Genomic DNA, 14,391 nt, shown 5'->3' with positions numbered 1-14,391 from the left:
TTATGTCGGAACAATGTGTTAGTTTTTTAGAAAAGCTTGGAGAAATTTAAGAATTAATGACATATTTGAAATATCCAGCTTTAATGAGGCCTTATAAAGAGGTTAAAAGGAGGACGAAAGTTATAGAGTTTTTTTATGATAAGAAAGCGTTAGGGAAGGTATTATTTTTAGTAATATTATAGAGGAATGGTAGTTACAAATCATGAAAGATGAGACATTGGGATTATTTTTTAGCAGTATTGAAAAATAAAAGGGCTGAAAAATATGGTAGATTACAGGAGGATAAAAAGCTTACACAAAATTAGTTGCACTATGTTGAAGTAAAAATTGTATATGTAAAAATTTACTTGAGTTAACAAAAAATATAAATTAAACTTTTTGAAAGTTTTGTACTAATTTATGAGGTGAATAATGCCAATTATTACAGCAGAAGGCCCAAAAATTAATGATTTAGAAAAAAGAAAAGAATTTGTAAAAACAGTCACAGAGGCTGCTTCAAAATATTTTAACTTGCCAGAAGAATCAATCATTATCCTAATAAAAGAAAATAGCCCTGAAAATGTCAGTGTCGGAGGAAAATTAATTTCAGAAAAAAATAAAGACAGCAAATAGGAAAAAACCTATTTGCCGCCCTTAACCTTGACATAATAGCGGTTGTGCATATATTTCAATTCATCCTCATGTTTGTATCCTGTAATCATAGATTTTAATGATCCTTTGATTGCAAAAAGCGACATATAAAGATGAACCAAAAACATTATCAAAAGCAACATCCCAAGAAAATTGTGAATAAGAGCGTATATTCTCAAATTATTAACATCTGTATCAAAACTATATAGAAAATATCCAGTAAACATCATTATCATACCACCCATGGTAGCAAGCCAAAACCAGCTTTTTTGTCCTGGATTAAATTTCCCTACTGGCATTATATTATCAAGTTTTTTACTGAGATACCCCCCAAACTTAATAATCCATTTTATATCCCCTGGAGCAATTATCATATCCTTTACCCACATCAAAAACATAACAATTGCAAAGGGTGTAAAAATAAATGCCGCTGGAGCATGTAAATATCTAAAAAACCTCACAAAAGAGCCACCACCAAAATATTTTCCAAACAACATAACGAGTCCAGAAATAACCAAAATAGTAAAAGCTGCAGCAGTTATCCAATGAACTAATCTATTTAATACATTAAAAATCAGAAACTTTTCACCATCATGTGAAAACCTTTTTGGACCAATTATTATGTAATGCAGAAGAAAAATTAAAGGGATTAAAATTAATATTAAAATATAAATCTTTTTCACATAGTTTTTTTGTAAAACTAAAAATGTTTTGCCATAATTTTTCCAATCCTTCGTAAACTCTTTTGATATCTGTTTATAAGAATCAGTTAATAATACTGTGTTGTAGCTCTCAATATTTTTCAAATCGTATTTTTCATAAGAGTAAAAATATGGATAAGCATAAACTGTTATTAAAACTAACATTATTAAAGACAAAAATATTCTTTTTGACATTTTGTCACCCTTTATAAAAAAAGGGGATATTACCCCCTATTTTCTATTGTACGCTTTATCCCATCCCCAAGCGTTTGCTCCAGAACCTCTGCGAAATACCCTCTCTCTGTAAATATTTGCGACTTTATCAGCATCACCAGCAAGAAGTGCTTTTGTGGCACACATACCTGCACAAAGAGGCACTTTACCCTCTGCAATTCTATTTTGTCCATAAAGTCTTTTTTCCTTATCGCTAAATGTTTCTGCTGGCCCACCTGCACAGAATGTACATTTGTCCATTACACCTCTTGCACCAAAATAATTCCCTTTTGGAAACTGTGGAGCACCAAATGGGCATGCAAAGAAACAGTAACCGCAACCTATACAAACATCTTTATTTACAAGCACAATTCCATCTTCTCTCTGATAAAGCGCATCAACAGGGCAAACAGCAATACATGGAGCATCAGAGCAGTGCATACAGGCTACAGAAATACTTTTTTCGCCTGGTTTCCCTTCATTTATAGTAATAACCCTTCTACGGTTTATACCCACTGGGACATGATGCCCTTCTTTACATGCTACAACACAACCGTTACAATCTATACATCTATCTACATCACATAAAAATCTCATTCTACCCATAACATTCCTCCATTAAGCTTTTGTTATACGACAAAGACCTGTTTTGGTCTCCTGCATTTGAGTAACAATATCATATCCATAGTTTGTAACAACATTTGCAGCTTCACCTAAAACATAAGGAGTTGTTCCTTCAGGATATTTTCCTGCCCAACTATCACCCATGAAAAATCCACCAAAATGGAATGGTAAGAAAATTGTTTTATCATCAACTCTTTCTGAAACTTTTGCCTTAACTTTTATTTTACCTCCATTAGGTGATTCAATCCAGATCATATCCCCATCTCTAATGCCATAATCGTTAGCTGTTTTGATATTTATTTCAGCAAACATCTCTGGTTGAAGTTCAGCTAAATATTTATTACTCCTTGTTTCAGCACCACCACCCATGTACTCAACAAGTCTACCAGTTGTAAGGATTAAAGGATATTTTTTAACCCAATCAAGTTTCTGCTCGCTCTTATACTTCGTATAAACTCTGTAATGATCAGGTTTGTCATCATAAGTAGGATATTTTTTAATCATTTCTGGATCAGGAGAATGAAGCGGCTCTCTATGAACAGGTATTGGATCAGGGAAATTCCATACATAACATCTTGCTCTTGCATTTCCAAATGGTGCCATACCACGTTTTATAGCTTCCTTTATAGTTTTTTGGCTTAAATCAGTTTTCCAGTTGGTACCTGGAACAATACCTTTAAACTCTGGATAACCACCATTTACCTCACTACCAGGATTCGCCACACCATCAGCAGCAAGAAGATTTTCCACTTTGCCATTTGGATATTTATATTCTGTGCCAAATCTTGCTCTAAAAGGTAAACCACCTTTTGCAACAGGTTTTGATATATCATATAGAATTGGGGTACCTGGATGCTCAGTAGTCCAGCAAGGCCATGGCAAACCATAGTACTCACCATCACAAGGCCCACCTTTTGCCTGCAATGTATTTACATCAAAAGTATGCCAATAATCTGTATGCTTTTTAATCCTTTCTGGAGTTTGACCATTATAACCAATGGTGAGAGAACCCTTATTAATTTCTCTTGTTATATCTTCTGGTATTTTCTTGATATTTTTAAAGAATTTGTCATAAAAGCCAAACCTTTTTACAAGCTCTTGCATAATAGTATAATCATCTTTACATTCATGCACAGGATCTACTACTTTGTATCTCCATTGAATTCCACGCTGGGTATTTGTAACACTCCCAGATGTCTCATACTGGCTTGATGATGGCAAAAGATAGACGTTATCTTTATCGCAAGCAGCTGCTGTCATAGTAGGGAATGGATCGATTATAACAACTAAATCGAGCATATCGAGCGCTTTTTTAAGTTTATGATACTGAGACTGAGAGTTTGATGAGCAACCCCAAAAAACTACTGCCTTTAGTGGTGAGTATTGAGTAATTTCGTCTTCCTGAATTACTCCTTCATACCATCTACTTAGTGTAAAACCGTTTTTTGACATGTAGCTTTCATCTTTAAATCTTGACTTGATCCAGTCATACTCTACATCCCAAACTCGGCACCAGTGCTGCCATGACCCTTTTGCAAGACCGTAATAAGCTGGCAAAGTGTGGGATAAAACACCCATATCTGTTGCCCCCTGAACATTATCGTGTCCTCTTAATATATTTGTACCGCCGCCAGATTTTCCCATATTTCCAAGCACAAGCTGCAAAATACAGTAAGCTCTAGTATTGCTGCTACCAATAGAGTGCTGAGTACCACCCATACACCAGATAACAGTGCCAGGTCTATTATCTGCAAGTAGTTTTGCAATTCTAACCACTTCTTTTGCAGGAACACCTGTAATCCTCTCCACCTCTTCAGGAGTATAGTTTTTTGCTACCTCTTTTAACTCTTCAAAACCAGCAACACGAGTTCTAACAAATTCTTTGTCATACCAATCATTTTGAATAATTACATTTATCAAACCCATAACAAAAGCTGTATCTGTACCAGAACGAATTCTTACATAATCGGTAGCTTTTGCAGCTGTCTTCGTAAATCTCGGATCAACCACTATAATTGGGGCGTTATTAACCTCTTTTGCATATAAAATATGTTGCATTGCTATAGGGTGAGCTTCTGCAGCATTTGAACCTATAAAGAATACACATTTTGAGTGCCTAATATCATTGATACTGTTTGTCATTGCACCATAACCCCAGGTGTTTGCTACACCTGCAACAGTTGTGGAGTGACAAATTCTTGCCTGGTGATCTATATTGTTTGTCCCCCAAAATGCAGCAAGTTTTCTCTGCAAATAAGCCATTTCATTTGATACTTTTGCACTCCCAATCCACATGACTGCATCAGGGCCATCTTTTTCACGAATATCGAGCAGTTTTTTTGATACTTCATCCAAAGCTTGTTCCCAGCTTATTTTCTGCCACTTTCCATTGACCTTTTTTAATGGATATTTTAACCTTTTTGGGCTTGTTACCATATCTATTGCACCGGCACCTTTACAACAGTGCCCGCCCCTTGAAATAGGATGATCTTGAGCTATTTCCTGTCTTACCCATACACCATTTTGAACTTCAGCATAAATCCCGCAACCCACAGCACAATGGGTACAAATTGTCCTAACAATTTTTGAGTTTGGATATGGTTTGCTTGATGCGTTTGCCTTTTTAACAAAAGTTGGGGATAAAGACATACTTGCAAAAGCTGCAGTTGCCGCAGAAAGTTTTAAAAATGTTCTTCTTCCTATTTGCGTATTAATACCAAATTTTGCTGATTCAATTTCAGAACTTTTAATCACTTTTTTCACTTTATTAGCTGCCATATTAAACCTCCCTAATCCCTAAGCGAAGCATAATACTTTTTAAAATCTTCTGTCTCACGATATAGAATCTCACTCTCAGCTGTATCAATACTCTTTGCCATTAACTTCTTCCCCCTTAATACAGTAACAGCTCCCACAGTGGCCAAAGCACCTAACTTTAAAAACTCTCTCCTGCTTTTTTTAGGCTTCATAAACACCTCCATTTAAGTTACCTTCTGATAAAAAACTTTTTTCTACATCCAATATAAAATCTATTAATACGCCACAGCTGGCGTAAAAATAAGCTTGAGGATGATTTTTTAGTGCTTTTGCAAATTCTATGAAAAAAGGTTCAATAAACTTTTCAAAAAACTCTATCTGATCAGAAAGTTCTGACTTATTTTTAATCAGATAAATCATCGTATCAGAAAGAAAAACTATTGAATCTTCAGAGTCTTTAAACTCTACATCTTTTACAATTCCCCTTTCCCACAAAAAATCCCTTAATTTTACAAGTGTTTCTCCAAAATTCTTACCATCAAGATAAAACGAAGCGTTTAGATTTATAAGATTATCTGAAAAAGGATTAACAAAAAGCTCATAATATTCATTTTTTAGCTTTTCATAATCATAATTTTTAAAAACCTCATCAAAAAAACTTAAAATCTGCTGAAACCTATCATCAAACAATAGCTCTTCACTTTTCATCGATTTAAAAATTTCAATCCATTTTTCATAAAGCTCTTCTGTGGGCTCGGCATAAAAAAACGATTTTATCAAGTCATAAAAAAACATTCTGGTGTTATCTATCTCAGCGGACATCAGCTCCCTCTTCAAAAAGTTTTTTCACTCTACAACTTTCACAGTAATTAAGATAAGTCCCTTTTGTTTCAAACAAACCAGCAGCTTTCAGCTTGACAACTACTGAGTCATAACTTTTCTTATTTCCAAAGACTTTCCCACACTCAGGGCAAACCATCGGCTCATCTTTGTTTAAAACTTTCATATTAAAAAACTCATCTGCCAATAAGAGCCCACTTGCTATTTCAATGGCATCTTCAGGGCAAACATATTCACAAATACCACACTGAATACAAAACGCAGGGGTATGATTTAATGAAAAATCTTCCTCTTTTGCAACCAATGCACCTATTTTACAATGATTTACACATGCAAGGCATAGAGTACATTTATCTTTATCAAGAAGCACATTTCCAAAAATATCTAAAATGTTGTCTTTAATAAGAATATTTGATACATTTGACTCTTTATACAAAAATTGTAAAATAGCAGCTAACTTTTTCCTTCTAGTACTAAAGCTAAAATTTTTATAAAGATTTTTAAGTGGATTAATTAACTCACTTTGCTTATTAAATTTATAATTATCTAAAATCGAAATAAATTCTTTATATTTAAATAAAAACTCAAGTAATTTGTTGCAAAACTTTATCTGTTCGTTCTCTTTTAGCCTTTCGTTTAAAATAAAAACCTTTGAAACACCAATTGCAAACAAAAATAGATAATGAAAAGTGTTAAAATATCTTGGTTCTAACGGCAAAAGTATTAAGTTTTCAAGCTTATTTATATCATTTACCCAGCAAAATTTTCTAAGATCTTCCTCCTCCCCCAAGACTACAGAGATATCTTTTGGTAAATCTAATGTCTGAAAGTATTTGATAAATGTATCATCCTTCAAATAGCCATTTTGCATAGCTCCTGTTGGACAAACCGATATGCATTTGCCACAACCAACACAATTTAAATGATTAACAATAATCCCCTCATCATCAGTAGAGATAGCTTCATATTCGCATGCTTCAATACATCTTTTACATCCGTAATCAAGTTTTAGAGAATATTGGCAGATATCATTGTCATGCTTTACAATTTCTAAAACATTAAACTCCCCTATTCTCTCAAAAACCTTATCAAGTTCATCTATGTCATAAACTTTTACCCAATCAGTTGTAAAATCTGATAAAATCTCTTTATCATCAGTAATAATAAATGAAGCATCAAATTCTATACTTTCTAATCTATCAATAGTTATGGCATTATCTTCACAAACTTGTTCACATTTCTTACATAGGGAGCAAAGGTCGTAATCGATGTTTAAATCTAAATCTATAGCATTTTCAGGGCATACTTTAAAACATTCACCACACCAGCTACACTTTTCAAAATCTATAGGTGCATAAGATTTAAGAAAAATTTTATATTTATACTCCCTACCTCCAATTTTTATATCATAAGAGGTATAAAACTCTTGAGATGTTAATTTTCCTATATAAATGGGGATTACCTCAAATAATCCTGAGTAACTTTCAATAGATTTATTTAAAAAATCAACACTGTTTGAAATAATAGCAATTCTTGGAGCAATCGTGATATTATATTCTCTAACATCTGTTAGTTCTTTGCGCAAAGTTTCAGCTTTTAAAAAAGAATTTTTTAATAGTCCAGATAGAAAATCTAAATAGTTACATCGTTCTATTTTCCCCATATATAAAATATAACACATACTTTAAGGAAGTCAAGATAACTTTATGAAATAATTTTATTAGGTTAATTTTAAGACTATTTTTTATCAAACACTGTCACATAATCGAAAGGTTGTTTAGAATTGATACAATTATTAATTCTCTCTAAATAAACCTGAGATACGGGATCTACATACTTTTCCACTAACATAGTAAATAATTTTATTGCACTTTCAAAGTCCTGCTCTCTGTATTTTTTAATAGCATCTTCAAAAAGCTTAATAAAATTTTCATCATAATTTTCATTTACTATCACTTCAAATATATCAACTGGCTCATTTTTCCCCTTTACTATTACGGTATCAATAAGCCTAATTTTAAAATTATTAATTAATCCATTTTTAGTGTATCCAGAAATTAGTATTTTAGTCCCATAATATTTGTTTAACCCCTCAAGCCTGCTTGCAAGATTTACTGTATCCCCTATCGCTGTATAGTCAAACCGCTTTTCAGTACCCAGATTTCCAACTACCGCATCACCACTATTAATACCTATACCGATATCAAGCTCGGGCAACCCTTTTTCTTTAAATGTTTTGTTTAGTTTTTGCAGGTTTTTTACAATTTCTATTGCTGATTCCACAGCCTTATCTTCGTGATTTTCTAAATCAATCGGTGCATTAAAAACTGCCATTATTGCATCGCCAATATACTTATCAAGCATTCCTCCATTTTTCAGGATTATATCCGTAGATGGACCCAAAAAAGAGTTGAGCAAGCTCACAAGAGTTTCAGGTTCAAGCCCCTCTGATATTGTGGTAAAACCTCTTATATCTGAAAAAAGAACCGTGATCCTTTTCTTTTCACCGCCAAGTTTCAGTCTATCAGGATCCTGTAGTATCACTTCCACAAGGTCTTCAGAAAGATAACTACTAAAAGCCTTTTTTAAATATCTACTTTTTTGCTCAACAATAATATTTTTATAAACTTCAATAAAGATAAACGATAAAATTACTGAAATAAAAGGGTAGATAACTGATAACTGATAATTATAAATATCAAACATTTTAAAATTAATGATAAAGTACAAAACGCAGATTGTGATAAATGAAATGAACGAGTATAAACCCTTTTTGAAAATAAAACTACTTACAGCAATCAGAATAGCCAAAACAACAATACTAATTAAGTCAATAATAAATGTTTTTTCATTTTCCACCAAATAAAAGTTTTGTAAAACATTTGAAGCAACTGTGCAGTGGATTTCAGTCCCTGGAAAATATGGATCAATTGGTGTTGCCTGATAATCACCCACCCCTGTTTCTGTAATCCCCACAAAAACAAGTTTGTTTGAGATATCAGATTCATTAATTTTATCTTCTAAAATATCTGCAGCAGAAATAGTTTTTATTCTCCCTTTTTTACCATAGAAATTTACAGGGAGTGAACCATCTAAATTTACTGGTATATCCATATTATCAAGCTTTAATCTTTCAATCCCAAGACTATCCACATAAACATAAATCTCTTTATCCAAAAAATGAGAAAGAGCTGCAAGGTTTAAAGAAGGCATTAAATAACCACTAAAATCAACTACCAAATTTACCCTTCTTAAAATACCATCCTTATCAGGAAACACTGAGAAAAAACCTTGAGAATAAGCTCCCTCTGATATTTCATCAATATTTGTCTCAGCACTTTTAAAGGAAGCAATAGGTAATTTATCTACCTCTTCCAGTAGTTTTACATTTTCTATTGAATAATCTGGTAGCCTCTCATTTGCCAGATCTACCTCTTCCTGACTTATTGTATCTCTAAAAAAGTAACCCAATATAACATTTTGCTCTCTATAAATTGCTTTTGATAATGCTAAATCAGAATCAGGATTGCTCGGCTCTGAAAATACGATATCTAAAGCTATGGTTTTAGCATGGTAATCATTTAACTTATTAATAAGTTTTGCAATTAATTTTCTATCCCAAGGCCATCTACCAAACTTATCAATACTTTTTCCATCAATTGCCACTAAAACGACATCTCTTGATGGCTCTTTTTCCACTCTCAATCTAAATTTTACATCCTGGATTTTAGTATCGACTGTTTTAATAAAATCGTACTGGTTTCTGTATAAATAGATTGTTAATACAATTATAATAAAAGAGATAACAAAATAAAAAAGCTTTTTCATTATTAGCTTTGTTCTGGTATTAGACTAAGAATCACATCAACAGTCGATATAAAACGACCTTCTGGAAATTGCTCTTTATATTTTTGAAAATACTCTTTGCAGCTTATATAATCCTTTTGCTCATAAGCAATAAAACCTAACTGAAAAAGAGCATATTCATAATACGTTGTACCTGGATATTGGTCAATTATTTGGTTTAATAAAATCTTTGCACCATTTATATCATTCATATGTTTTGATTTCAAAATAGATTTTCTATAAATAGCCTCTGATTTAAACTCTTTAGATTTAGCAAATAAAACAGCATAATCTAATGATTTCAAAGCCTCTTCATACCTTTTTGCATCAGCTAAATATTTTGAATAATTAATATTCCATCTTGCAATAATATCAGGCAACCTTTTACTTTTCTCTAACTCATCAGGGATTTCAAAATCTGTGATGGAAAGTAGTGTATGAAACATATCCTTTAAAGTTTCATCTTGGTCAAAATTTACCGGATTTAGTGGAGCAAGATCTCTTGAAGCCTGACTCATCTCTTTCTTTTTGGTTTCCACAGAGCCATTATCAGTGGAAACAGCCACAACACCTTCTTCTGTAAATACGCAAAGAGCATTTTCATTTGAATAAGCTATAAATTCTGTACCTTTCACACCAGCAACTGCACCTGAGGAAACAACATTATAACTATTTCCTGGTTTTAATTTTGTCACCAAAGATCTTAAACTACCCTTTTTAAGTTCAATCTCTGTTTTTTCATTATTTTTATCTGTTTTTGTTAAAATCACTTCACTATCAGGAGATATCACAAAAACAGTTTTATTTTTTAATTTTATTGAGATAGAAGATGAGGCATCCGTTACAATTTTATCTCCGACAAAAACTTTCTTTCTTAATCTTGCCTTTTTACCGTTTATTAATGGTGTTCCAGATAATTTGATTACTTTGCCAAAATAGACCTTAAGCTCTGCACTGGCAATATTTATAGAAAATATTAAAATTAATATGCTATAAAATATCCTTTGCATAAAAGTACCCTCCATACAGAGCAGCATCATTTTTTAATTTTGATAAATGTATTATAACATCTTTTTTGTATGGAGGATACAACTTTTCATTAAAAAATTTAATAAAATCTTTAAAAAACATATCAGAATAATGAGAAATACCACCACCCAAAACTACCTTTTCCACATATATTGAGTTTACAAAAGATGCTATACCGATTGCTAAATAATGTGCAAATTGTTTAAAAGTTAATCTTGCTGTCAGTTTTTTTTGTATTGCCAATTGATAAATCTTATTTACAGAATCAATATTCTCTTTGTAGTTAGACAAAGAATTATAAAGATTTATAAAACCTTTTTTACCGCAATAAGCTTCTAAACAGCCTCTATTACCACAAGAACATTTCCAACCATTATCAACTACTACAATATGGCCAATTTCAGCTAAGGAATACTTTGATTTTACAATTCTACCATTTAATATTAAACCACCACCCACACCTGTTCCTAATGTCACCATTAGTAAGTCTTTTACATCACTATGACATTTTTTATATTCACCAAGAGCAGCTAAATTGGCATCATTTTCTAGATAAACATTTTTTAAATTTAAGTGATTTATTAAATTTTTATATTTCAAATATGGCAAATTAGGAGAATAAACAGGGCACTTTTTCTCATAATCTATAATTGCAGGGATTCCAATTACAATTTTTTCGTAAGGCTCATTTACATAAGATTTGATCAATTCAATCAATTTTTCATAACTATCAGGTGTTTTTAGAGAATCCCTTGATTTTATTTCTCCATTATTAAAATAAGCATACTTAATATTTGTCCCACCTATATCAAAAACATATACATTCATATTTTATACCATGGAAAGTTTTTTTCAAAAACCTCTCTTTCACCTGGATCAAATTTAAACAATTTTTTCCAGATATCGTCCTGCTCCATACAAAAGTAAACAAACACATTTTTCCAATAACTTCTGATTTTATTGACAACAAAACGCAACATATAAAACCTTAATGCTTTAAAATATCTAAGCTTCCCATCACCTGCTTTAATAAATCTGTTTTCAAATAGCATTGTCTCAGAAAATCTTTCTCTTACAATATCATATAACTCAGGAATAAACCTAAAAGTAGAAATGCTAATAAACTCAACATTTTTTTCATCTATCTTTTCAAACAATTCATTTATAACTGAGGTATACCCATTTTCAAAATTTTCATAAAAGATTAAGGGATCAAAATGAAAAGATACTTTATAGCCATATTCGGAACATATTTTTGCTGCTTCAATCCTATCTTTGACTTTAGCAGCATAAAGTTCCTCTTTTTCTACAATAAACTCAGGATTTAAACTCCATGATACTACAATATTTTTAGGATTTAAATTTAGCAAATTCTGGATATTTTTTGACTTGGTTTTAAACTCAAATTGAATGTTTTCAAGATTATTAACAATATCTGCATAAAATTTTGAGAATTCAAAAATATTATCAAGTGCAAGACTATCTGATAACTCGCCTGTCCCAAGTCTGTATCTCCCCCTTTTGTTTAGCTCGATAATTTCTCTTCTGATTAAATCAGTTTTAGAATAAATTTTAATATACTCGTGATTTAAATAAACTTGCAAAATACAATATTTGCAGTCAAAAGGGCACCCTTCAATTGCATCTACAACTTGATAGTTACAACATCTATAATTTTTTGTCGCAGGGCAAGGATGCACAAACTTGTTTAATTTACTTGTTATAACAATATTTTTTTTAGAATCTTCAACTATAGACGCATCATCAATTATTTCAAAATTTATACCTTTTTTCTCTAATATTTTAACAGGTAATGAGTTTAGTGAATCTTTTTCAACATAAATCATATTTTTTCAGCTTTTCATAAAAATTTTTCACTTTATCTCTATTTTCACTCATAAATTTCATTTTTTCTGTAAAATCATCAGACGATTTTATTTCAAAATTCACATTTAAAATACAATTTTCAAAATTAGAAATACTATCAAACCTGATATTTTGAGCTTTAAATATTTTATTCAGTTCAGATAATTCATCAATTATATCATAATAATGGCGATTTTTTCCCTTAACAATTTCACTCAAATATTTTTCATCATAAAAATCGATATCTATTAACCTTGCGTAATCATAAAGCAGATTAAGTAAATTTCTAAAATCACCAACACTTGGCATAACTTTTTTTCTCAAAAAGTCATAAACTATCTTTTTATGATTATCCTTTAGATTAAAAAATATTCCTAAATATTTAAGTATTATATTTTTTTCAACTATATAATCTTTAAAAAATTCAGGCAGTTCTTTAATCTTTTTTAAAATCTCAAAGCTTTTCCTACCTTTTATATTTTTTTGTTCAAAAATATTTATCCCCTTGTAATCAAGATTATATTTATCAAGTACACTTAATAGATTTGATAATTCCACTAAATTGATATTATCCATTAAAGTAGTTTGAAAATTCAACAAATCTTTCAAACTTTCAAATTCAATTATAAAAACACTACTACCCAAATAGCTAAAATTATTTAACTGAAAATAATTATCATTAAATTTGGCTATTATAGGTGGATAAATATTTTTAAAGCTTCTTTTATAAAACCAATTAAAAGTTTCAGTATCTATATTCCCTTTAAAATTTGACTCAAATCTCATCTGAACTGTTTTTCACAAATAATGCATCTACGAAGGTCTTTGCATCAAATGGTTTTAAATCATCCATTTTCTCACCAAATCCTATAAATTTTACTGGTATTTTTAATTCATCTACAATACAAACAATTACTCCACCTTTTGCAGTCCCATCAAGCTTTGTTAAAACAATACCTGTTACTCCAACAGCTTCATTAAATATTTTTGCCTGATTTATTGCATTCTGCCCACTTGTGGCATCAAGAACTAACAAGATTTCATGAGGAGCATTTGGCATCTCTTTTTTGACTACCCTAACTATCTTTTTCAACTCATTCATGAGGTTATATTTTGTATGCAATCTTCCAGCAGTATCAGCAATCAAAACATCAAAACCCTTAGCTTTAGCAGAAACAACAGCATCATAAATAACTGCAGCAGGGTCGCTACCTTCTTTCTGTTTTATAATTGGTACTCCAACTCTATCAGCCCATACCTGTAATTGATCAATAGCAGCGGCTCTAAATGTGTCTCCAGCAGCAAGCATAGTTTTTAAGCCATTATCTTTAAACATCTTAGCAATCTTTGCAATGGTTGTAGTTTTGCCTACACCATTTACACCAACAACTAGTATTACATAAGGTTTTTCATCCACCTGTTTTAAGGAGTTTTCAATATTTAAGATTTCAAAAATTTTATTTTTTATAGAATTCTTTAAATCTTCTGGATTTTTTAATACTTTCCTAGAAACCTCATCTCTCACCGCTTCAATAATCTTTAAAGTTGTATTTATCCCTATATCTGAGGTAACAAAAAGCTCTTCAAGCTCTTCTAATAAATCCTCATCAATTTCCTTTTTACCTAAAAAGATAGTCTCAATTCCACCAACAAGTTTATTCGATGTTTTAGAAAGCCCCTCCCTTAATCTTCTAAAAAAACCTACATTCTCTTTAATTTGTTCATTTTTATTAATAACTATGCCACTTTGCTCTTTCTCTTCTATCTCATAAGCTTGAATTTCTTGAGACTCATTTTTGTCATCAACAATATCAACATCTTTTTTTTCTTCAGTTGTCTTATCATCAAACTTATCCTTCTTTTTAAAAATATCAAAAAATCCCAT

The 14,391-nt window shown here is 31.3% G+C and carries 13 protein-coding genes and 1 pseudogene; 2 read left to right on the top strand and 12 right to left on the bottom strand.

What is annotated here, in order from left to right; all coding sequences use genetic code 11:
• Positions 1-50: 50 nt before the first annotated feature.
• Both OWM07_RS06930 and dmpI read left to right on the top strand, forming a co-directional pair.
• Positions 51-305: pseudogene (locus OWM07_RS06930) on the top strand (IS256 family transposase); the annotation flags it as partial.
• Between the two features lie 106 nt (positions 306-411).
• The gene (gene dmpI, locus OWM07_RS06925) at positions 412-612 is read left to right on the top strand and encodes a 4-oxalocrotonate tautomerase DmpI (protein WP_423302953.1); all 201 of its coding nucleotides are present in this window, start codon (positions 412-414) and stop codon (positions 610-612) included.
• 8 nt (positions 613-620) lie between these two features.
• Here dmpI and OWM07_RS06920 read toward each other — a convergent pair whose 3' ends face one another.
• From OWM07_RS06920 to ftsY, 12 genes are all read right to left on the bottom strand, one after another.
• Positions 621-1,526 (bottom strand): formate dehydrogenase subunit gamma, encoded by a 906-nt coding sequence (locus tag OWM07_RS06920; protein WP_423302952.1) that lies wholly within the window; start codon positions 1,524-1,526, stop codon positions 621-623.
• A 36-nt stretch (positions 1,527-1,562) separates the two neighbouring features.
• Complete coding sequence (gene fdh3B / locus OWM07_RS06915; RefSeq protein WP_423302951.1) at positions 1,563-2,150, bottom strand: formate dehydrogenase FDH3 subunit beta; 588 nt, start codon at positions 2,148-2,150, stop codon at positions 1,563-1,565.
• A 12-nt stretch (positions 2,151-2,162) separates the two neighbouring features.
• Complete coding sequence (locus OWM07_RS06910; RefSeq protein ID WP_423302950.1) at positions 2,163-4,946, bottom strand: formate dehydrogenase subunit alpha; 2,784 nt, start codon at positions 4,944-4,946, stop codon at positions 2,163-2,165.
• Positions 4,947-4,957: 11 nt separating this feature from the next.
• Positions 4,958-5,137, bottom strand: coding sequence for a twin-arginine translocation signal domain-containing protein (locus OWM07_RS06905; RefSeq protein ID WP_423302949.1), 180 nt, complete (start codon positions 5,135-5,137; stop codon positions 4,958-4,960).
• The gene (locus OWM07_RS06900) at positions 5,127-5,747 is read right to left on the bottom strand and encodes a TorD/DmsD family molecular chaperone (protein WP_423302948.1); all 621 of its coding nucleotides are present in this window, start codon (positions 5,745-5,747) and stop codon (positions 5,127-5,129) included. Before OWM07_RS06900 ends, OWM07_RS06905 begins: the two co-directional genes overlap by 11 nt.
• Positions 5,737-7,428 (bottom strand): 4Fe-4S binding protein, encoded by a 1,692-nt coding sequence (locus tag OWM07_RS06895; protein WP_423302947.1) that lies wholly within the window; start codon positions 7,426-7,428, stop codon positions 5,737-5,739. The genes OWM07_RS06900 and OWM07_RS06895 overlap by 11 nt, the downstream gene beginning before the upstream one ends.
• A gap of 74 nt (positions 7,429-7,502) precedes the next feature.
• Entirely contained in the window at positions 7,503-9,593 is a 2,091-nt protein-coding gene (locus tag OWM07_RS06890) for a CHASE2 domain-containing protein (protein ID WP_423302946.1), read from the bottom strand.
• 2 nt (positions 9,594-9,595) lie between these two features.
• Positions 9,596-10,621, bottom strand: coding sequence for a FecR domain-containing protein (locus tag OWM07_RS06885; protein ID WP_423302945.1), 1,026 nt, complete (start codon positions 10,619-10,621; stop codon positions 9,596-9,598).
• Positions 10,602-11,468 (bottom strand): ROK family protein, encoded by an 867-nt coding sequence (locus OWM07_RS06880; RefSeq protein WP_423302944.1) that lies wholly within the window; start codon positions 11,466-11,468, stop codon positions 10,602-10,604. Before OWM07_RS06880 ends, OWM07_RS06885 begins: the two co-directional genes overlap by 20 nt.
• On the bottom strand, positions 11,465-12,487 hold the full coding sequence (locus tag OWM07_RS06875; RefSeq protein WP_423302943.1) for an SPL family radical SAM protein: 1,023 nt from the start codon (positions 12,485-12,487) through the stop codon (positions 11,465-11,467). Before OWM07_RS06875 ends, OWM07_RS06880 begins: the two co-directional genes overlap by 4 nt.
• Positions 12,474-13,292 (bottom strand): hypothetical protein, encoded by an 819-nt coding sequence (locus OWM07_RS06870; RefSeq protein WP_423302942.1) that lies wholly within the window; start codon positions 13,290-13,292, stop codon positions 12,474-12,476. Before OWM07_RS06870 ends, OWM07_RS06875 begins: the two co-directional genes overlap by 14 nt.
• Positions 13,282-14,391, bottom strand: coding sequence for a signal recognition particle-docking protein FtsY (ftsY, locus tag OWM07_RS06865; protein ID WP_423302941.1), 1,110 nt, complete (start codon positions 14,389-14,391; stop codon positions 13,282-13,284). Before ftsY ends, OWM07_RS06870 begins: the two co-directional genes overlap by 11 nt.

Origin of the sequence: Deferribacter thermophilus (genome assembly GCF_049472675.1) — a bacterium.
GTDB classification, from domain to species: domain Bacteria; phylum Chrysiogenota; class Deferribacteres; order Deferribacterales; family Deferribacteraceae; genus Deferribacter; species Deferribacter thermophilus.
This window is presented reverse-complemented; position numbering and strand designations above follow the sequence as displayed.